The 18,683-nt window shown below is 65.2% G+C and carries 20 protein-coding genes; 4 read left to right on the forward strand and 16 right to left on the reverse strand.

The window, feature by feature from the left end:
- Positions 1–26: 26 nt before the first annotated feature.
- The gene (locus tag X268_RS16190) at positions 27–1,205 is read left to right on the forward strand and encodes an aminotransferase class V-fold PLP-dependent enzyme (protein ID WP_128925868.1); all 1,179 of its coding nucleotides are present in this window, start codon (positions 27–29) and stop codon (positions 1,203–1,205) included.
- Positions 1,206–1,267: 62 nt separating this feature from the next.
- Here X268_RS16190 and X268_RS16195 read toward each other — a convergent pair whose 3' ends face one another.
- Positions 1,268–1,729, reverse strand: coding sequence for a cupin domain-containing protein (locus X268_RS16195; RefSeq protein WP_128925869.1), 462 nt, complete (start codon positions 1,727–1,729; stop codon positions 1,268–1,270).
- Between the two features lie 126 nt (positions 1,730–1,855).
- On the opposite strand from X268_RS16195, the gene X268_RS16200 reads away from it, so the two are divergent.
- Complete coding sequence (locus X268_RS16200) at positions 1,856–3,409, forward strand: winged helix-turn-helix domain-containing protein (protein ID WP_128925870.1); 1,554 nt, start codon at positions 1,856–1,858, stop codon at positions 3,407–3,409.
- Between the two features lie 19 nt (positions 3,410–3,428).
- Here X268_RS16200 and X268_RS16205 read toward each other — a convergent pair whose 3' ends face one another.
- The 6 genes from X268_RS16205 to yajC are packed head-to-tail and all read right to left on the reverse strand — an operon-like array spanning position 3,429 to position 9,087.
- Positions 3,429–4,673, reverse strand: a complete 1,245-nt coding sequence (locus tag X268_RS16205) for a threonine ammonia-lyase (RefSeq protein ID WP_128925871.1) — start codon at positions 4,671–4,673, stop codon at positions 3,429–3,431.
- Positions 4,674–4,718: 45 nt separating this feature from the next.
- Positions 4,719–5,582 (reverse strand): phytoene/squalene synthase family protein, encoded by an 864-nt coding sequence (locus tag X268_RS16210; protein ID WP_128925872.1) that lies wholly within the window; start codon positions 5,580–5,582, stop codon positions 4,719–4,721.
- A gap of 4 nt (positions 5,583–5,586) precedes the next feature.
- Positions 5,587–5,970 (reverse strand): Mth938-like domain-containing protein, encoded by a 384-nt coding sequence (locus tag X268_RS16215; RefSeq protein ID WP_027559316.1) that lies wholly within the window; start codon positions 5,968–5,970, stop codon positions 5,587–5,589.
- Positions 5,971–6,030: 60 nt separating this feature from the next.
- Positions 6,031–7,050 (reverse strand): protein translocase subunit SecF, encoded by a 1,020-nt coding sequence (gene secF, locus X268_RS16220; RefSeq protein WP_128925873.1) that lies wholly within the window; start codon positions 7,048–7,050, stop codon positions 6,031–6,033.
- Between the two features lie 10 nt (positions 7,051–7,060).
- A complete protein-coding gene (secD, locus tag X268_RS16225) occupies positions 7,061–8,665 on the reverse strand; it encodes a protein translocase subunit SecD (protein WP_128925874.1) in 1,605 nt (534 codons plus the stop codon).
- Positions 8,666–8,712: 47 nt separating this feature from the next.
- Positions 8,713–9,087: a preprotein translocase subunit YajC gene (gene yajC, locus X268_RS16230; protein WP_014495068.1), complete on the reverse strand. Its 375-nt coding sequence runs from the start codon at positions 9,085–9,087 to the stop codon at positions 8,713–8,715.
- 181 nt (positions 9,088–9,268) lie between these two features.
- Here yajC and X268_RS16235 point away from each other — a divergent pair, with 181 nt between their 5' ends.
- Positions 9,269–10,297 carry an ATP-binding protein gene (locus X268_RS16235; protein ID WP_128925875.1) on the forward strand — a complete coding sequence of 343 codons (1,029 nt, stop codon included), beginning with the start codon at positions 9,269–9,271 and terminating at the stop codon, positions 10,295–10,297.
- Positions 10,298–10,468: 171 nt separating this feature from the next.
- Here the strand turns inward: X268_RS16235 and X268_RS16240 are convergent, their stop codons facing one another.
- Both X268_RS16240 and X268_RS16245 read right to left on the reverse strand, forming a co-directional pair.
- Positions 10,469–11,851, reverse strand: a complete 1,383-nt coding sequence (locus X268_RS16240; protein WP_128925876.1) for a LysM peptidoglycan-binding domain-containing M23 family metallopeptidase — start codon at positions 11,849–11,851, stop codon at positions 10,469–10,471.
- Between the two features lie 109 nt (positions 11,852–11,960).
- On the reverse strand, positions 11,961–12,611 hold the full coding sequence (locus X268_RS16245; protein ID WP_128925877.1) for a protein-L-isoaspartate(D-aspartate) O-methyltransferase: 651 nt from the start codon (positions 12,609–12,611) through the stop codon (positions 11,961–11,963).
- 227 nt (positions 12,612–12,838) lie between these two features.
- On the opposite strand from X268_RS16245, the gene X268_RS16250 reads away from it, so the two are divergent.
- Positions 12,839–13,210, forward strand: a complete 372-nt coding sequence (locus X268_RS16250) for a response regulator (RefSeq protein WP_128925878.1) — start codon at positions 12,839–12,841, stop codon at positions 13,208–13,210.
- A gap of 61 nt (positions 13,211–13,271) precedes the next feature.
- Here X268_RS16250 and surE read toward each other — a convergent pair whose 3' ends face one another.
- The 7 genes from surE to scpB all read right to left on the reverse strand — a co-directional run bounded on the left by surE (position 13,272) and on the right by scpB (position 18,674).
- Positions 13,272–14,039 carry a 5'/3'-nucleotidase SurE gene (surE, locus tag X268_RS16255; RefSeq protein WP_128925879.1) on the reverse strand — a complete coding sequence of 256 codons (768 nt, stop codon included), beginning with the start codon at positions 14,037–14,039 and terminating at the stop codon, positions 13,272–13,274.
- A 109-nt stretch (positions 14,040–14,148) separates the two neighbouring features.
- Positions 14,149–14,511: a hypothetical protein gene (locus tag X268_RS16260; protein WP_128925880.1), complete on the reverse strand. Its 363-nt coding sequence runs from the start codon at positions 14,509–14,511 to the stop codon at positions 14,149–14,151.
- Positions 14,512–14,573: 62 nt separating this feature from the next.
- Positions 14,574–15,905, reverse strand: a complete 1,332-nt coding sequence (gene serS / locus X268_RS16265; protein WP_128925881.1) for a serine--tRNA ligase — start codon at positions 15,903–15,905, stop codon at positions 14,574–14,576.
- 199 nt (positions 15,906–16,104) lie between these two features.
- Positions 16,105–16,917, reverse strand: a complete 813-nt coding sequence (tatC, locus tag X268_RS16270; RefSeq protein WP_128925882.1) for a twin-arginine translocase subunit TatC — start codon at positions 16,915–16,917, stop codon at positions 16,105–16,107.
- On the reverse strand, positions 16,914–17,429 hold the full coding sequence (gene tatB / locus X268_RS16275; RefSeq protein ID WP_128925883.1) for a Sec-independent protein translocase protein TatB: 516 nt from the start codon (positions 17,427–17,429) through the stop codon (positions 16,914–16,916). The genes tatC and tatB overlap by 4 nt, the downstream gene beginning before the upstream one ends.
- A gap of 89 nt (positions 17,430–17,518) precedes the next feature.
- Entirely contained in the window at positions 17,519–17,752 is a 234-nt protein-coding gene (locus X268_RS16280; protein ID WP_018317874.1) for a twin-arginine translocase TatA/TatE family subunit, read from the reverse strand.
- 166 nt (positions 17,753–17,918) lie between these two features.
- Entirely contained in the window at positions 17,919–18,674 is a 756-nt protein-coding gene (scpB, locus tag X268_RS16285; protein WP_164937764.1) for an SMC-Scp complex subunit ScpB, read from the reverse strand.
- Positions 18,675–18,683 lie beyond the last annotated feature (9 nt).

The following is an 18,683-nucleotide window of genomic DNA, read 5'->3' on the forward strand; positions in this document are numbered from 1 at the left end:
GAGATCGCCAGAAGCGGAGGGCGTGAGTGATCGACCTCGACCGGATACGTTCCGACTCGCCAGCGACTGACCGGCTCGCCTATCTCCACAACGCCGGCGCGGCACTCATGCCGACCTCAGTTGTCGCGGCAATGAAGCAGCATATCGACCTGGAAAGCGAGATCGGCGGTTATGCCGCGTCCGACCGCGAGTCCGGTCGGCTCGAGGCGGTCTACGGCTCGGTTGCGCGCCTGCTGAATGCCGCGCCGGACGAGATCGCGCTCGTGGAGAACGCGACGGTCGCCTGGCAGATGGCGTTCTATTCGCTTCCGTTTCGCAAGGGCGACCGGATCCTGACTGCAGAAGCGGAATACGCAGCCAATTATGTCGCCTTCCTTCAGGTCGCCAAGCGAACCGGCGCGGTCATTGACGTGGTGCCGAGCGATGCCAGCGGTGAGCTCGACCTCGATGCGCTCGAACGGATGATCGACGAGCGGGTGAAACTGATCGCGATCACCTGGGTCCCGACCAATGGCGGGTTGGTCAATCCGGCAGCGGCAATCGGCAGGATCGCACGGGCGCACGGCATTCCTTATCTGCTCGACGCCTGCCAGGCGGTCGGCCAGATGGCCGTCGACGTCGAGGCCATCGGCTGCGACATGCTGTCGGCCACGGGGCGCAAATTCCTGCGGGGCCCCCGCGGCACTGGCTTTCTCTTCGTTCGCCGCGAGAGGCTGCAGCAGCTCGAGCCGCCGATGATCGACCACTTCGCGGCGCCCTGGGTCGCGCGCGATGAATATCGGCTCCGTGACGATGCGCGCCGCTTCGAGACCTGGGAAAACAATTACGCGGCCCGGCTTGGGTTGGGCGCGGCTGTCGATTACGCCCTCGAGATCGGAATCGCTCCGATCGAACAACGCTGCCGCCTGCTTGCCGGCCGCCTTCGCAGCGGCCTTGCCGCCCTTCCCGGCATCACCATTCGCGACCTCGGGCGCGCGCCGGGCGCCATCGTCAGCTTCACGATGGACGGGCTCGAAGCGGCCGCGGTCGTCGCAAGTGCCGCGGCAGCTGGCATCACGATCGGCGCTTCGGATCCCTCGAGCACGCGCATCGATGCCGAACTTCGCTCATTGCCCCATCTCGTGCGGGCATCTCCGCATTATTACAACACGGAAGCCGAGGTCGATCGGCTGCTCGCGCATCTGGCGGATCTGGCGTCGCGATAGCAGCAGGAGCCGGCGCGACCAGGCCGACCGTGAAGCCGATCCACCGTCGCGCCGCCTGGACCTCAGGCTCTTGTGGTCAACGCCGAGAGTTGGTCGGTATCGAAGCGGGCGCGTAGCGCGCTGATGGCTTTCGCATCCGGCGCTCCGCTTGCCGTCAACTTGGCCAACTCCTCGAAGTAATGCTCATGTCCCGGCGGCGATACGGTCATCAGCACGCGCGCGGGCTTTTCGCTCGTGTTGGTGATGTTGTGAGGAATGCCGGGCGGAATGAAGAGGAAGGTCCCTGGGGTTGCCCGGACAACCTCCTCCCCGACGTGCCATTCACACGTGCCTTCGAGCATGTAGAAAGTCTCTTCCTGAACACGATGAACGTGCCGGCCGGTGGCGAATCCTGCCGGAACTGTCCAGTCGAACATACTGGTGTGCCTAGTGTCCTCTCCGGTCACCAGGAAGGCCATTGGTTGGCCACGCAGCATGACCCCTTCAGTCTCGCCGGGCCTGCGGATCACGTGTTTCGCGGTCATGTACTCCTCCATGGCTTGTTGCAGTGCTCCTCACGGCTAGCGCGATCATGGTCCGATCCAGGCCAAAAGTGGTGAAGCCGTTCGGAAAACGTTGCAAAAAACCTGCGAAATGTGCCCTTCTTTGGCATGGCCGCGATCCTTGAATTTGGTCCCTTTCGGCTCGATGGTGAGGCGGGGGTCCTGTTCCACGGTGCCGAGCCGACCGGACTCGGCCAGCGCGCCGTGCTGCTCCTGGCCCTCCTCGTCCGGCAAGCTGGAGCGCCGGTTTCGAAAGATGCCTTGATCGAGGCGGCCTGGCCCGCCCAGGCCGTTGAGGACAGCAATCTGACCGTCCAGATCGCTGCGGTGCGGCGCACGCTGGCGGACATCTCCGGCGAGGCGCATTGGATCGAAACGCTGCCGCGCCGCGGCTATCGTTATGTCGGCCCCACCGTGACGACGTCAAATCCGGATTGCACACAGGCAGCGGCACAAGCGCCGCCGCTGACATTGCCCGACAGGCCGTCGATTGCGGTGCTGCCTTTCACGAACCTGAGCGGTGATGCGAACCAGGACTATTTTGCCGATGGGATGGTCGATGACATCATCACCGGGCTTTCGCGCATCAACTGGCTGTTCGTGATCGCGCGGAATTCCACATTCGCCTACAAGGGCCACGCGGTGGACGTGAAGCAGGTCGGCCGCGAGCTTGGTGTGCGCTACGTGCTGGAAGGCAGTGTCCGCAGGACAGGCACGCTCGTCCGCATCACTGGCCAGTTGATCGATGCATCGACTGGAATGCACGTATGGGCCCAGCGATTTGACCGCCGGTCCGAAGACGTCTTCGCCCTCCAGGATGACATCGCATTGTCGACCGTCGGTGCCATCGCGCCCAGCCTGCGGCGCGCCGAGATCAATAGGGTCAAGCGCAAGCGGCCCGAGAGTCTGGACGCCTATGATCTCGTGCTGCGCGCCCAACCGGACGTCGATTCCGGCATGCCGGCCCAGGTCACCCAGGCGCTCGTGTTGCTCGAACGGGCGATCGCGCTCGAGCCTGCGTATGCACTCGCGCACGGCAATGCAGCGATGTGCCATCATTGCTTGTTTCTCCGGGCCGGTCTGCAGGATGCCAATCGCGGGGCCTCGATCCGCCACGCGCGCTCGGCCATTGCCCACGGCCAGGATGATGCGCTCGCTCTCACGCTCGCGGGTTTCTCGATCGGCATGGACGGGCACGATCGTTCTGCAGCATTCACTGCGTTCGAGGCCGCGCTCGCCATCAGCCCATCATCGGCGCTGACCTATATCCTCGGCAGTGTCGTGCTCGGCTGGGGCGGAGATTCCGACCGCGCCATCGAATGGAGCGAGCAAGGCCTAAGGCTCAGCCCGTTCGATTCCTGGGCTTTCGCCGCATTCGACGCCCAGGCGCTCGGGCACTTCCATCGCGGCCGATATGACGAGGCGTGCCGCGCCGCTTACCGCTCGGTTCAAGCCAACCCTCGCCACAGCATCACCCATGTGCAATTGGCCGCAGCACTGGCAAAACTTGGACGATTGCAGGAGGCGAAAGCGGCGGCCGCGCGGGTGCTGGAGCTTCACCCGACGTTCCGCTACGGCCGTCAATTCCAGGGCGTCAACTGCGCGCCGGCGCTCGCCTCCTCGCTTGGCGATGCCCTCCGCGTTGCAGGGCTTCCGGAGTAGTGCTCGGCCCGGCCTGCGCTTACGTGCAACGCGCACTCAGGCCGGATGCACTGAGCTTGGCCATCACCTCGTCGAGATGCGCGGCATCGCGGGTCTCGATGACGAGCTGCAGCAGCGTGGCCTTGGCCGGCAGGTCCGAGAAGGTGCGCTGGTGCGAGACCTCGATGATGTTGGCGCCGGCCTCGGCGAGCAGCGTCGCCACCGCGGCCAATTGCCCGGGTCTGTCGGGGATGTCGAGCGAGAGCTGGGTCAGCCGCCCTTCTCGTGCGAGCTCGCGCGTCAGGACGGAGGCGATCAGCCGCGTGTCGATATTGCCGCCGCTCAGGACGAGGCCGACCTTCTGGCCGGCAAAGCGGGTCCGATCGGACATCAGCGCGGCGAGGCCGGCGGCGCCGGCGCCTTCGACCACCGTCTTCTCGATCGAGATCAGGGTCGCGACAGCACGCTCGAGCTCGGCTTCGTTGACGAGCGCGATGTCGTCGACGAGGCGGCGGACGATTTCGGTAGTGATCTTGCCGGGCGATTTCACCGCGATGCCTTCGGCCAGCGTATCGCCGCGCGCCGGCAGATTGCTCGAATGAATGGCGTTGTACATCGAGGGATAGAGCCAGGCCTCGACGCCCAGGATTCGCAGTGACGGCTTGATCGATTTCGCGGCAATGGCGATGCCGCTGATCAGGCCGCCGCCGCCGATCGGAACGACCAGCGTATCGAGCTCCGGCACGGCGCTCATCATCTCCAGCCCGACGGTGCCCTGCCCCGCGATCACGAGCGGATCGTCGTAAGGGTGGACAAAGATCATTCCCCTGGCTTCGCCGTGGTTGCGGGCGAACGCGGCCGCCTCCTCCAGCGTCGCGCCGGTGACGACGACTTCCGCGCCGTGATGCCTTGTGTTCTCGATCTTCACCATGGGCGTGCCGACCGGCATCACGATGGTGGCGGGAATGCCGAGCCGCTTGGCGTGATAGGCAACGCCCTGCGCGTGGTTTCCGGCCGACATGGCGATCACGCCACGCGCACGCTCTTCCGGCGTCAGCGCCGTGAGGCGGTTGAGCGCGCCACGCTCCTTGAAGGAGGAGGTGAACTGGAGGTTCTCGAATTTGAGCCAGATCTCGCAGCCGCAGATGCTGCTCAGCGTGCGGCTGTAGCTGCAGGGCGTCTCGACGACAGCGCCCTTGATCGTCTCGGCGGCAGCACGAATGTCGCTGGGTGCGACGGGAAAGTCGCTCAGGTCGGGCGATGTGGTTTGGGACAAGTCAGCCATGGGACAGCATAGAGCATTTGCCCGGCTCGGGCGATAAGCCAACCGCTATTTGGTAAATTCCCGGGAACGTGAAGCCCGCCAGAGGGTCCACAGCGTACGCAGCCGTGACGAAGGCTGCAGCGCAAACGGATTGCGGCCGGCTTGCGACAGGCGCTTGAGATCGGCCCTGACCTGGCTCAGCGGCAGAAACGCCGGACGCACCGCCGCCGGCACATCCGCCAGCAGCGACAAGGCCGTAGTCAAATGCTGCTGCGCCTCGCCGGCGAGCTCCGCCAGCACGGCCCGCAGGTTCGACGTCTCCTTGCCGGCGAACACGTCCTCCATCTGGCAGCCATGGCTCGCCAGCACCTGCTGCGGCAAGAATAGCTGCCGGTGCGACGCATCGCGCGGCAGGTTCGTGATGATTTGCACGATGCCCTGCGCCAGCCCGGCATGACGGGCGAGATGTTCGACCGCTTCCGACGGCGGCGCCAGGACCTGCGCGGCCAGACCGAACAATGCCGATGAGGTCGCGGCCAGATAGCCCTCCAGCGCCGCCATGGTCGGCATCGGATCGTTGTAGAGGTCGAACTGGTGCTCGTCGATGAGCAGCGAGAACGGCTCCACCGGCAGATCGAAATCGCGGATCGCGCGCAGCAGCTCGGCCGCGACCGGATTGCCCTCGGCACTGCCGTGGACGAGGCCCGAGAACAGATCGGTCCACCATTGAAACCGGATCTCGCCGGGCAAGGGCTGGCTGACCTGGTCGCGGACGCGGACGATCTCGACGTTGAAGGCATAGAGCGCCAGCAGCGCGCGGCGCTCAGCGGCAGGTGCGAACAGCGTCGCGGCATAACGCGGAAAATCGTGGCTGCGCACGAGATCGGCGCAAAAGGCGACTGAATCGGGCGGCGGCGCGGCGCTGCTCATAGGCTCATGGCACCGCGATCAGCGCCGCCGCGACCCGCCGCCGTTCGCCGATCATGATGTTATAGGTGCGCACGGCCGGGCCGGTCTGCATCGTGTCCAGCACCACCCTCACTGCCTTGAGCGCCTGGCGCAGCTCCGGCGGCGGCAGCCAGAGCCCGGTTCCGGTGCCGATCAGGAGCGTGTCGATGCCGTTGGCGGCTGCGAACACCCGATCCAGCGAATAGCGGTCGATCTTGGCCGGGTCCGTCACGTCCCAGGCCCAGATCGCATCGGGCAGGCACAGCAGCGATCCCCGATGCGACATGCCGGCAAAGGCAAAGCCGCCCTTGCCATAGGCCTCGATCGGCGCCGAGCGCGGAAAATGCGGTGCGTTGGGATCGCCGGCCATCAGTTTCGTCCGAATGAGCTTACTGCCCTCGCCAACTCGCGCGAGGGCAAGCGGTTCGGATCATGCCTTGTTTTTCTTCGCCGGCGTAGCCTCGTCCTTCGCATCTTCGCGATGCTCGCCGACGCCGAGATAGATCAGGATCGGGGCCGCGATGAAGATCGACGTGTAGGTGCCGACCAGCACCACGCCGAACATCATCACCGCGGTGAAGCTGTGGATGGCATGACCGCCGAACAGCAGCAGCGCCAGCAGCGCCAGCGTCACCGTGAAGTGGGTGATGATCGAGCGCGACAGCGTCGAGTTGATGGACTCGTTGAGCAGCTGCGGCATCGGCATCTTCTTGTAGCGACGCAGCATTTCACGGATACGGTCGTAGATGACGACGGTGTCGTTGAGCGAATAGCCGAGAATGGTCAGGAGCGCGGCGATGCTGGTGAGGTCGAAATCGACCTGGCTGATCGACATGAAGCCGATCGTCAGCACGATGTCGTGCACGTTGGCGATCATGGCGCCGAGCGCGAACTGCCATTCGAACCGGAACCAGAGATAGATCAGGATCGAGACGATCGCGAGCATCAGGCCGAGCATGCCGTAGGCCAAGAGCTCGCCGGCGACGCGCGGGCCGAGCACCTCGGTGCGTTGAATGTCGACGCTGTCGCCGAGCGCGCCACGAAGCTTCTGCAGAGCTGCCTGCTGTGCGGCATCGCCGCCCGGCTGTTCCGCAACACGGATCAGGACGTTCTCGGGGCCGCCGAACTGCTGCAGCTGGACTTCGCCGAGGCCCAGCGCGTCGAGCGAGGTGCGCATCGCGGCGATATCAGCGGTGCCGGACCTGGCCTTCACCTCGAGCAGCGTGCCGCCCTTGAAGTCGATGCCGAGGTTCAGCCCGTGGGTGAAGAACAGCGTGATGGCGACGATCGAGAGCGCCGCCGAGATCGGGAAGCTGATGCGGCGGAATCGCGTGAAGTCGAAATGCGTGTTGTCCGGGACGATACGCAGCGACGGCAGCAGGCCGAGGGCGGCGACCACGGTGAGAATGGCGATGAGAACGCCGAGCCCGATGAGAACGGTCTGAGTCACGATCAGGCTCCTAGATCGGCACGCTCTGCGGCCGCTTCCACCGTACCCAGCCGGCGACGATCAGCCGCGTCATGGTGAAGGCGGTGAACACCGTGGTGATGATGCCGATGCCGAGCGTCACGGCGAAGCCGCGCACCGGGCCGGTGCCGATATAGAACAGCACCGCAGCGGCAATGAAGGTGGTGATGTTGGAATCGAGGATGGTCGCCAGCGCCCGCTTGAAGCCGGCGTCGATCGCCGAAATCGCGTTGCGGCCGCCGCGCAGCTCCTCACGGATGCGCTCGTAGATCAGCACGTTGGAATCCACCGCGATGCCGACGGTGAGCACGATGCCGGCGATGCCGGGCAGCGTCAGCGTGGCGTTGAGCAACGACAACAGGCCGAAGATCATTGCGACGTTGATGACCACCGCGATGTTGGCGAACACGCCGAACAGCCGGTAGGTCAGCAGCATGAAGACGACGACCAGGATCGAGCCGACGTAAGCCGCCAGCTCGCCCTTCTCGATCGAATCCTGGCCGAGGCCCGGACCGACGGTGCGTTCCTCGACCACCGTGAGTGGTGCCGGCAACGCGCCGGCGCGCAGGAGAATCGCAAGATCGTTGGCCGATTGCACGGTGAAGCTGCCGGAGATCTGGCCCTGGCCACCGGTGATGGGCTCGCGGATGACCGGCGCCGAGATCACCTTGTTGTCGAGCACGATCGCGAACGGCAGCCCCACGTTCTCCTGCGTGGCCTGCGAGAATTTGCGCGCGCCCGAGGTGTTGAACTTGAAGCTGACGACCGGCTCACCGGTGCGCTGGTCGAAGCTCGCCTGGGCATCGGTCAAATCGCCGCCGGCGACCAGCACCTGCTTCTTGACCACATAGGGCGTGGGCGGCGGCGAGGCGCTCATCAGCAGCTCGGATTCCGGCGGCAACCTGCCCGCTTGCGCCTGATCCGGCGGCACTGACGTGTCGACCATGCGGAATTCCATCTTCGCGGTCCTGCCCAGCAGCTCCTTCAGGCGGGTCGGGTCCTGAAGGCCGGGGACCTGCACCAGGATGCGGTCATTGCCCTGGCGCTGGATCACGGGTTCGACGGTGCCGAGCTCGTTGACGCGGCGTTCGACGATCTGAATCGACTGCTCGATGGTCTTGCGCAGGCGATCGAGCATCGCGGCCTGCGGGACGCTCAGGCGAATCCCCCCGCCGCCGGCATCGCTGACCTCGAGGTCGCGCTGGCCACTGGATCCCATCAGGCCGCCCAGCGGCTGGGACAATTCGCGCAGCTTGGCGAGCGCAGCCTGAACGTCACTTTCCTTGGTGATGCGCACTTCGGCCGCGTCGTTGCGCACGACCACACCGCCGGTGAAGCCGATCTTGGCATCGCGCAGGGTGCGGCGAACGTCGTCACGGACCTGGTCGAGCCGCTCCTTCTTCACGTAGTTGGAATCGACCTCGAGCAGCAGATAGGAGCCGCCCTGCAGGTCGAGCCCGAGCACGAGCCGACGCTGCGCCCAGGCGGGCCAGGTCTTGACCTGGGCCTCGGGGAAGAAGTTCGGGACCGCGCAGAGGCACACGATCAGCGCCGTCAGGATGATCCCGAGCGCCTTCCACCGCGTGAAATACAACATCGACTGGACCTGTCAGATCAGGAGACTTGAAATGCTCGCGGACGCGCTCACTTCGACGCGGCGTCGTCCTTGGCAGCTTCCTTGCTATCCTTGGATTCCTTGGCCGGCTCGCCCTTGGCGCGCACGCCGGAGATCATCTGGCGCATCTGCCGCACCCGCACGCCGTCGGAAATCTCGAACTCGATCTGGTCGTCGTCGACGACCTTGGTGACCTTGCCAACGAGGCCGCCCGAGGTCACGACCGTGTCGCCGCGGCGGATGTTCTTCACGAGGTCGGCGTGGTCGCGGACCTTCTTCTGCTGCGGGCGCAGAATCAGGAAGTACATGATCACGAAGATCAGGGCGAACGGCAGCAGCGACATCAACATGCTGTTGGTGTCACCGGCGCCCGCGGCCTGGGCATACGCAGGGGTAATCAGCATTCGGACGATCCTCGTGAGAACGGGGGAAAGCCGGTCAGGCCCTTAAAGGCGACCGGTTCGGTCAAATTCGCGCGGACTATAGCGGCCATTGCCCTAATTGCAACGCTGCCAGACCGCTCATTTAGCCACCTTGCGGCGGCTCCTCAGGCCCGATAAGGCTGCGTTCTCAGGAACTTCGGACATGCCCAAAAACCTCAGCAAAAGCCCGGCCGGCAAAGGCCCCCGCACCCCTGCCCGAATGCCCGCCCGCGTCGCGGCAAAACGCCCCAAGGGGACTTCCAAGGGGACTTCCAAGGGGACTTCCAAGGGGGCCGCCAAGGCGTCCCTCGAGGCCGTCGCGGACCTCTCCCAGGAGCGCATCGTCCGCGCGCTCGAGACCATTGCGGCGCCCCTCGCCGCCCAGGGCAAGCCGATCGTTGCCGCTGAGTCGTTCGAGCGAGCGGACGCCTATGTCTGGCATCCCGACGGCCGCCTTGCGGCGGTGCCGCGAGTCAGCCGCGTCGAGCTGTTCCTGCTGAAGGGCGTCGACCGGATGCGCGACATTCTGATGGAGAATACCGAGCGTTTCGCCAATGGCCTGCCCGCCAACAACGCCCTGCTCTGGGGCGCCCGCGGCATGGGCAAGTCGTCGCTGGTGAAAGCCGCGCATGCCAGCATCAATGCGGACCGCAAACCGGCCGAGAAGCTGAAACTGATCGAGATCCATCGTGAGGACATCGAAACACTACCGATGCTGATGGAGAAGCTCCGCGACGCCAGCTTCCGCTTCATCGTGTTCATCGATGACCTCTCCTTCGACGGCAATGACGCGTCGTACAAGTCGCTCAAGGCGGTGCTCGAAGGCGGCATCGAGGGCCGGCCCGAAAACGTCATCCTCTACGCCACCTCGAACCGCCGTCATTTGCTGGCGCGCGACATGATCGAGAATGAGCGCTCGACCGCGATCAATCCCGGCGAAGCCGTCGAGGAAAAAGTTTCGCTGTCGGATCGCTTCGGCCTCTGGCTCGGCTTCCATCGTTGCAGCCAAGACGAATACCTCGCCATGGTGCGCGGCTATTGCAGCCATTTCGGCATCAAGATCGATGACGAGACGCTGGAGCGCGAGGCGCTGGAATGGTCGACGACGCGCGGCTCACGCTCGGGCCGCGTCGCCTGGCAGTTCGTGCAGGAGCTGGCCGGACGGCTCAGCGTGAAGCTGACGGCGAAGTAGGGTTGGCTCTAACTCAACCCACAACTGTCATTCCCCGCGAAAGAATCCAGTACGCCGCGGCCTATCGGCTCAACAACAACTGTCTCTGGAATACTGGATCGCCCGCTCCAGTGTGCAAGTGCGCACAAGGCGGGCGATGACACCGTTGGTATGTGAGAGCCTGACGGCGCCTCACGCCCCGTTCAGGAATTGAAGCGGGTCAACCGGGCTCGATCCCTTGCGGATCTCGAAGTGGAGCTGCGGCGACGCCACTTCCCCGGATTGACCCGACTTGGCAATGACCTGGCCGCGCTTGATGGTATCGCCGCGCTTCACCAGCAGCTCACTCGCATGGGCATATGCGGTGACGTAGCCGTTGGAGTGCCGAACCAGGACCAGATTGCCGTAACCTTTCAGCTCGTTGCCGGAATAGGCGACGACGCCGTCCTCGGCTGCCTTGACCGGCGTGCCCTCGGGCACCGCGAGATTGATGCCGTCATTGGACTTGCCGTTGGTCTTGGCGCCGTAGCTCGTGACCACCTTGCCGCGCACCGGCCAGCGGAAGGTCGGCAGCGCACTGGTGGTCTCCGCAGCCTTGGCCGGAACTTCGGCGGGCTTCTCTTCGACATTGGCCGTGGCCTGCGCCAGGCGTGCGCTCTGCACGGGCGCAGCGGCGGCCATCTTCGTTGCGGGCGCCGGAGCAGCGGCGACGGGCTGCAGGGTCCCGGCGACGGGAGCGACCCCGACCGGCGCTGCAGCGACCGGAGCTCCGACGGCGGCGGTCTTTGCCCCCGGCACCGTCAGCTTGGCGCCGAGCTTGAGCTTGGCCGACGGATCGAGGCCGTTGGCGCGGGCCAGCTCGGCCGCAGAAATATGGTTCTTGCGGGCGATGCTGGCGAGCGTGTCGCCATGATTGACGTAGTGGGTGCTCGGCGGCGCAGCGATGGCCGCAACCGGCTTCGCAGCGGGAGCTGCCGCGACCGGAGTCACCGCCGGCGCGGGTGCGGCGGCCGTGGCCGGATGCGGAATGATCAGCTGCTGGCCGGGCGAGAGTGCGCGCGGCCCCTTGTAGCCGTTGGCGGCGAGGATCGCCTGCGGCGTGACGTGATAGCGCTTGGCGAGCACGTCGAGCGTGTCGCTGGTGCCGACGATGATCTTGGTCCCGCCGGCTGGCTGGGCGGCGGCAACGGAGCGCGGCGGCACGGTGGCCGTGGTCTCCAGATGCGGCTGCGCCGGGGGTACGTAGGAGCCGACGCCGCGTCCACCACCGGACACGCCGCCACCCGAAGCGGCGGGATAGGATTGCGGTGCGGACACCGCCGGCGGCGGCAGCGGCTGCGACTGATAATAACCGGGCTGCGTCTGCGGCCGCGCATATTGCGGCAGCTCACGCTGCGGCGGCGGGGCCTGCTGCACCGAACCGGTCGCCTCGGACGAAAAGGGATTGGAGAAGTTCGACTGGGACAGCCGCGACGACATGTCGGCGCTGCACCCTGCGAAGCTGAAGGAGATCAGCGCCAGCACCGCGACCTGCGGCACGCGGCGCGAGTAAAGCAACTCGGCGACAGCGGACATGGTTACTCACTCGTACGCAACTGAACTGGTGTTTTAAGTAAACACGCGCCGAGTAAATAACGGCTTAACCCTCCCAATAAGATGTTGGCGGCACAGCCAATCCGGGAATCTACAGCTCGCGCGCCACTCCGGGCAGTGCCGGCACGAAGCGGACCTCGACGAGTTCCTTGCGTTCGATCCCGGCTTCGCTGCGGGTCAGGCGGATCAGCGTCTGCACGCCCTGGTGCGGGCCGACCGGTGCGATCAGGATGCCGCCAACCTCAAGCCGCTCGACCAAATTGTCCGGAATCTGCTCCATCGCGGCTGTGACGATGATGCGGTCGAACGGGCCGATATTGGGCGGCAGGTTGAGGCCGTCACCCAGCATCACCTCGACATTGTGACAGCCGAGCTGTTCGAGCCTGGCGCGTGCCGTGTCCGCAAGCTTGCGATAGCGCTCGACCGTCAGGACCTGGCCAGCGAGCCGCGACAGCACGGCCGCCTGATAGCCGGAACCGGTCCCGATCTCGAGCACGCGGTGCTGCTTCCGGAGATGAAGCTGCTCGGTCATGTAGGCCACGACGAAGGGCTGGCTGATGGTCTGCCCACAGGCAATCGGCAGCGCACTGTCGCAGTAGGCGCCCTCGCGATCGGCCTCGTCGACGAAAAGCTCGCGCGGCACCTCCTCCATGGTTCGCAGCACCGCCTGATCGCTGATGCCCCGACGCCTCAGCGTGAGCTGAAACATCATCTTTTCCGGCGGGTGCTGATGGGAGGTCATTGCCTACTTGTGCTGTCTTGCCCGGGCCCGCTGGGCGTCAAGCCCGGGCGCGAGAATCTGTTCCTGCTCAGGAACTCATGATAGCCTTCGAGCGGAGCATTTGACCACAGATTGGCTTGCCGCGGGCGAGCCGCGATGACCATTTTCAGACATCCGTTCGTCGAAACGCGCATTGCGTCGATTCGTGTTATCTGCGAACGTTTTTGGCGATGGGCAAGGACTCAACTATGACCGCGACAGGGCTTTCCGGCCGCTCTGTATTCCTCGTCGAGGACGAGGTGATGATCAGGATGATGGTCGCGGACATGCTCGAAGAGCTCGGCTACAAGGTCGCGGCCGAGGCGGGCGACATTACCGAGGCCATGCGGCTCGCCCAGGCGACCGAATTCGACATCGCCATTCTCGACGTCAACGTCAACGGCAAGGTCATCTCGCCGGTCGCCGACGTGATCAAGGCGAAAGGCTGCCCGTTCATCTTCGCCACCGGCTACGGCTCCTCCGGCCTGCCCGAGCAGTACCGCGACCGGCCGGCGCTCCAGAAGCCTTTTCAGCTCGACGCGCTCGGCAAGACCATCGAAGCCGCGCTCCGCGGCAGCTAGGAGATTTCCGTAGCACGGATTTCGCTGCGCTCCATCCGGGCTACAGGACCATCGCAGGCCGCTATTTCAGGGTCGCGCTCAGCTCTTCCGAAAAGGCTTCGTTGGTCCGGTCGAGCCGAAGCGGCGTCACCGAGACATAGCGCTCGCGAAGCGCCGCCAGATCCGTGCCATCGGCCGGCGTATCCATCATCGCAGCGCGCTCGAAGCCGATCCAGAAATAGGGGTTGCCCCGGCCGTCCTTGCGCTCGTCGATCCTGAGGAAGCCCAGATTGCGCTTGCCCTGGCGCGTGACGCGGATGCCCAGCACATCCTCCGGCGCGCAGGACGGGAAGTTGACGTTGATGACGGTGTCCTTCGGGATGCCCGCAGCAATCACCTTGCGCAGAATGTCTGGCCCGAATTTGCGCGCGGTGTCCCACGGCGGGCGCTCGCGGGTCTCGACGCTGAACTCCTGCGACAGCGCGAACGACGGCAACCCCAAGATAGTGCCTTCCAAGGCGCCGGCGATCGTGCCGGAATAGACCACGTCCTCGGCGACGTTGCGGCCCTTGTTGACCCCGGACAGCACGACGTCGGGCAGCTTGGGCCCCAGGATATGGCGCGCGCCCATTATGACGCAGTCGGTCGGCGTGCCCCGCACGGCAAAGTGCCGTGGCCCGACTTCGCGCAGGCGCAAGGGATCGTTCAGCGACAGCGAATGCGACACGCCGGACTGATCGAGCTCGGGTGCGACCACCCAGACGTCGTCGGACAAGGCGCGCGCGATCTCCTCCACGACCTTGAGGCCGGGGGCGTGAATGCCGTCGTCGTTGGTGCAGAGAATGCGCATGCGAAGGGTCGATTCCAGAAAAGCGGGGTCTAAGCCGTCTTATCCGGCTCCGGCCGATCAGGCAAACCGGACGCTTGGAGCCCGGGCGGCAGGTTCCCGACCAATCCTGTTACCTTCGGATGCGCCATTGCGGCAGGAAGCGCGCCAGCCGCCCCTCCGCACGCAGCTTCATCGCCGGCATGGCCGGACTGACGACTGGAGCCTCGATCACGCCGAGCGCCTCCAGTTGCGCAACCAGCGGATTCGACTCCGGCGGCTGCGGAAAGCGTTCGCGTGCCACCGTCAGCGCCTTGTCGAAGTCGGACGCATTGACACCGGGCTTGGCCCGCCGGCCCTGCACGAGATCGTCGTCCCAGAGCCGCGCGATCTCGATGTCGAGCACGCCGCGCAGGCGCTGATCCACGGCCTGGATGCCGGCACCCGTCACCGCCCATTGTCGGCCGACCCAGAAGATGTCGCGGTGCAAGGCCATGAACGGTGGGTTCGCTTTGAAGGGTGGGCAGCAGGATAACCGGCCACCCGATCCGCGCAACCCTAGTCGCGGCCGATCACCTTCACGCCGCCCATATAGGGCCGCAGCACGTCGGGGACCGCGATCGAGCCGTCCTCCTGCTGATAGGTCTCCATCACCGCGATCAGCGCGCGGCCGACCGCGGTGCCGGAGCCGTTCAGCGTGTGCACGAAGCGCGGCTTGCCGTCGGGACCGCGCGAGCGCGCATCCATGCGCCGGGCTTGGAAGTCGCCGCAGACAGAGCAGCTGGAGATCTCGCGGAACATGCCGCCCTCGCCCTGCCCGGGCATCCAGACTTCGATGTCATAGGTTTTTTGCGACGAGAAGCCCATGTCCCCCGCGCAGAGCGTCATCACCCGATAATGCAGGTCGAGCTTCTGCAGCACCTGCTCGGCGCAGGACAGCATCCGCTCCAGCTCGTCCTTGCTGGTTTCGGGTGTCGTGATCGAGACCAGCTCGACCTTGGTGAACTGGTGCTGGCGGATCATGCCACGGGTGTCGCGCCCCGCAGCGCCCGCCTCGGCGCGGAAGCACGGTGTCAGCGCCGTGAGACGCATCGGCAGTTGCTTCTCGTCGAGGATGGATTCGCGCGCGAGGTTGGTGAGCGAGACTTCCGCGGTCGGAATGAGGCCGAGACGTTCGGTCCTCAGGCGCTCCTGGTCGGGTGCAGCGAGAAGCTCGCCCTTGATCGCCCAGAACTGATCGTCCTCGAATTTCGGCAATTGTCCGGTGCCGAACATCACCTCGTTGCGCACCAGCAGCGGCGGATTGATTTCGGTGTAGCCATGCTCGGTCGTGTGCAGGTCGAGCATGAACTGGCCGATTGCGCGTTCGAGTCGTGCCAAGCCCTTCTTCAGCACCACGAAGCGCGCCCCGGAGAGTTTTGCCGCCGCCTCGAAATCCATGTAGCCGAGCGCGGTGCCGAGATCGTCATGTAGCTTCGGCGCAAAGCTGTAATTGCGCTTGTTGCCGAACACATGGTGCTGCACGTTGCCGTGCTCGTCGACACCGTCGGGCACGTCGTCAAACGGAATGTTCGGGATCGCCGACAGCTCTTTTGTCAGCTCTTCGTCGGCGGCCTTGGCGGCAGCTTCGAGCTCAGGCATCGTGGTCTTGAGCTCCGCAACCTCGGCCATCAACTTGGCCGCGCGCGCCTCGTCCTTGGCCTTCTTGGCGTCACCGATCTCCTTGGAGGCCGCGTTGCGCCGCGCCTGGGCCTGCTCGGAGGCCAGGATCGCCGCGCGCCGCTTCTCGTCAATCGCGAGCAGCGAAGCCGACATCGGCTTGAGGCCGCGCCGCGCGAGGCCGGCGTCGAAGACTTGCGGATTGTCGCGGATCGATTTGATGTCGTGCATGGCAGTGGTCCTGGATCGGCGCGTAAACAATCAACGTCGAATGTTGTCAGTTTACATTGGCGCGCGTCCTAGCACAGCTGTCATCATCCGCGAAGGCGGATGATCCAGTATTCCAGAGACGGCGGTGATTCCTCGAGGGGTCGCGGCGTACTGGATTCGCCGCATCCGCGGGGAATGACGGCGGAGGACGTGGGCCGCGCTACTCCGCCGGATTGGCCGGCGTCGACACGTCGGTGCCGGTGGTCGTCTGCGCGGCTGCCGCCTTCTTCTCCACCATCCCCACGGCGATGATCGAGCCCTCGTAGAGCGCCAGCAGGGGGATCGCGAGCGAGCACTGGCTGAGCACGTCGGGCGGGGTCAGCACGGCCGCGATGACGAAAGCGATGACGATGAAATAGCGGCGCTTCTCGCGCAGCATTTTCGAGGTGACGATGCCGATCCGGCCGAGCAAAGTCAGGATCACCGGAAGCTGGAAGGCGATGCCGAAGGCGAAGATCAGCGACATCATCAGCGACAGATATTCGCCGACCTTGGGCAATAGCTGGATCTGCGCGGTCTCGTCGCTGCCGGCCTGCTGCATGCCGAGCGAGAAGCGCACCAGCATCGGCAGCACGACGAAATAGACCAGCGCCGCGCCGAGCACGAAGAAGAACGGGGTCGCGACCAGATACGGCAGGAAGGCCTGCTTCTCGTGCTTGTAGAGGCCGGGCGCGACGAATTTGTAGATCTGCGTCGCAACGATCGGGAACGAGATGAAGCCGGCCCCGAACAGGGCGAGCTTGAGCTGGGTGATGAAATATTCCAGCAGCGCCGTGTAGATGAATTTCGAGTTCTCGGGACCCGCGACCCACACAAACGGCCACACCAGCACGTTGTAGATCTGCTTGGCGAAGAAGAAGCAGAAGATGAAGGCCACGCCAAAGCCGAGCAGCGCCTTGATCAGCCGCGAGCGCAGCTCGATCAGATGGTCCATCAGCGGGGCTTTGCTGGCCTCGATATCGGCGTCGGTCATGACGCTTTGGCGTCCTTGATCGTTTCGGATGGCGCGGTGTCCTGCGCAACCGGCGCCTGTTCGACCTCACGGGTGATCGCGAGCGGCTCGTTGGCGGCCGCATGCGCCTCGGCCTCAATGAAGGTCGCAGGCGTCGGCGCTTCCGGCGTCATGGGCGTCGCCGGCGCTTCACTTGAAGTCGCAGGCGGTTCGACAGCGGTCGTTGCGGATGTCTCGGCCGGCTTGTCCAACGCGTCGACACGGAGCGCGTCGCTGACGTCCTTCTGCAGCGAGGTCAGCGGATTGAATCCGGTAGCAGCCTCCTTGACCTCGTCGAAGCTCTTCTTGAGGTCGGCCATTTCGGCCTCGCGCATCGCTTCCTGGAACTGGCCCTGGAATTCGGCGGCCATCTTGCGCGCCTTGCCCATCCACTGCCCGACCATGCGCAACACGCCCGGCAGCTCTTTCGGGCCGATGGCGATCAGGGCCACGACCCCGATGAGGACCAGTTCACTCCACCCGATGTCGAACATGAGGTCTTCCGTTCACGCGAAGCCGCAATCGGCCCAATCCCTTGCGCGCAGGATCGGGGCCGCTACCCGCGTCTCGCGTACTCTCTGGCTCAGACGGCCTTGCTGCCGACGTCGGACCGCGCCGCGGTCGGCGCACCATTGTGCTCGATCGACTTGGCGGGCTCGGGCTTCTCGGCAGGCTTGTCGTCGTCCTGCATGCCCTTCTTGAACGCCTTGATGCCCTGCGCCACGTCGCCCATCAGATCCGAAATCTTGCCGCGGCCGAACAGCAGCAGGACCACTGCGATCACCAGGATCCAGTGCCAAATGCTGAGTGAACCCATCCTGCAACCCTCCAAACGCGCATGGCCGGGGACCCGGCCGATCTTCACCGAAACCTAGGCTTGGCAGGCCTCAAAAACAAGGACCAAGGCAGCGCCAATTCGCTGTGGGCGCTACGTAATCTTGCTAGTGTTAACTGTCGCAGGGGACCCGTACTTCGCCGGGGCGTCACTCCTCGGCGCCGCCCTCGCCGCCCCCCTCATCGCCGCCTTCCGGCGGGCTCTCGGGCTCGACCGCAGGCGCGAGCGCGAGATCGAGCTCATCGCCCGGTTCCAGCGGATCCTCGTCCTCCCGCAGAGCCGGATCATCCGACGGGGTCGGCACGCTGAATCCGGTCGGCAGACGCGAATCCAGCAATCCCGTACCTTTCAGCTCCTCGAGGCCCGGCAGATCGCCGAGCTGTTCCAGGGTGAACTGCGACAGGAAGTCCTCGGTGGTTCCGAAGGTCAGCGGGCGGCCGGGCGTCTTGCGCCGGCCACGCGGCTTGATCCAGCCGGTCTCCAGCAGCACATCGAGCGTGCCCTTCGAGGTGACGACGCCACGGATCTCCTCGATCTCGGCGCGAGTCACGGGCTGGTGATAGGCGATGATCGCCAGCACCTCGATGGCAGCGCGCGACAGGCGGCGCGTCTCGGTGCTCTCCCGCGTCATCAGCCAGGCGAGATCGCCGGCTGTGCGGAACGTCCATTTGTTGGCAACGCGGACGAGATTGACCCCACGCAAGGCGTAGTCAGCCTGCAGCTGTTCGAGCGCGGCCTTGACATCGACACCCTCGGGCATGCGTTTGGCCAGCGTCGCGGTATCCAGCGGTTCACTCGAGGCGAACAGCAGGGCTTCCAGCAGCCGCAATTCCTCGGGACGTGCCTGGGTTTCGTTCTCCATCGGCTCGGCCTCTTCTACCCGCACTTCAGCCAGGCTTGCCATGGCAGATTC

It is taken from the genome of Bradyrhizobium guangxiense (genome assembly GCF_004114915.1).
Lineage (GTDB): Bacteria > Pseudomonadota > Alphaproteobacteria > Rhizobiales > Xanthobacteraceae > Bradyrhizobium > Bradyrhizobium guangxiense.

What these genes read in the sequence shown, in the direction of transcription:
- serS (WP_128925881.1), bottom strand. Translation starts at nt 15,905, where the DNA reads ATGCACGACATCAAATCGATCCGCGACAATCCGCAAGTCTTCGACGCC.
- scpB (WP_164937764.1), bottom strand. Translation starts at nt 18,674, where the DNA reads ATGGCAAGCCTGGCTGAAGTGCGGGTAGAAGAGGCCGAGCCGATGGAG.
- X268_RS16215 (WP_027559316.1), bottom strand. Translation starts at nt 5,970, where the DNA reads ATGGCCGGCGATCCCAACGCACCGCATTTTCCGCGCTCGGCGCCGATC.
- secD (WP_128925874.1), bottom strand. Translation starts at nt 8,665, where the DNA reads ATGTTGTATTTCACGCGGTGGAAGGCGCTCGGGATCATCCTGACGGCG.
- yajC (WP_014495068.1), bottom strand. Translation starts at nt 9,087, where the DNA reads ATGCTGATTACCCCTGCGTATGCCCAGGCCGCGGGCGCCGGTGACACC.
- X268_RS16280 (WP_018317874.1), bottom strand. Translation starts at nt 17,752, where the DNA reads ATGGGTTCACTCAGCATTTGGCACTGGATCCTGGTGATCGCAGTGGTC.
- surE (WP_128925879.1), bottom strand. Translation starts at nt 14,039, where the DNA reads ATGCGCATTCTCTGCACCAACGACGACGGCATTCACGCCCCCGGCCTC.
- X268_RS16235 (WP_128925875.1), top strand. Translation starts at nt 9,269, where the DNA reads ATGCCCAAAAACCTCAGCAAAAGCCCGGCCGGCAAAGGCCCCCGCACC.
- X268_RS16240 (WP_128925876.1), bottom strand. Translation starts at nt 11,851, where the DNA reads ATGTCCGCTGTCGCCGAGTTGCTTTACTCGCGCCGCGTGCCGCAGGTC.
- X268_RS16195 (WP_128925869.1), bottom strand. Translation starts at nt 1,729, where the DNA reads ATGACCGCGAAACACGTGATCCGCAGGCCCGGCGAGACTGAAGGGGTC.
- X268_RS16205 (WP_128925871.1), bottom strand. Translation starts at nt 4,673, where the DNA reads ATGGCTGACTTGTCCCAAACCACATCGCCCGACCTGAGCGACTTTCCC.
- tatB (WP_128925883.1), bottom strand. Translation starts at nt 17,429, where the DNA reads ATGTTCGACATCGGGTGGAGTGAACTGGTCCTCATCGGGGTCGTGGCC.
- X268_RS16245 (WP_128925877.1), bottom strand. Translation starts at nt 12,611, where the DNA reads ATGACCTCCCATCAGCACCCGCCGGAAAAGATGATGTTTCAGCTCACG.
- X268_RS16200 (WP_128925870.1), top strand. Translation starts at nt 1,856, where the DNA reads ATGGCCGCGATCCTTGAATTTGGTCCCTTTCGGCTCGATGGTGAGGCG.
- X268_RS16250 (WP_128925878.1), top strand. Translation starts at nt 12,839, where the DNA reads ATGACCGCGACAGGGCTTTCCGGCCGCTCTGTATTCCTCGTCGAGGAC.
- X268_RS16210 (WP_128925872.1), bottom strand. Translation starts at nt 5,582, where the DNA reads ATGAGCAGCGCCGCGCCGCCGCCCGATTCAGTCGCCTTTTGCGCCGAT.
- X268_RS16260 (WP_128925880.1), bottom strand. Translation starts at nt 14,511, where the DNA reads ATGGCCTTGCACCGCGACATCTTCTGGGTCGGCCGACAATGGGCGGTG.
- tatC (WP_128925882.1), bottom strand. Translation starts at nt 16,917, where the DNA reads ATGACCGACGCCGATATCGAGGCCAGCAAAGCCCCGCTGATGGACCAT.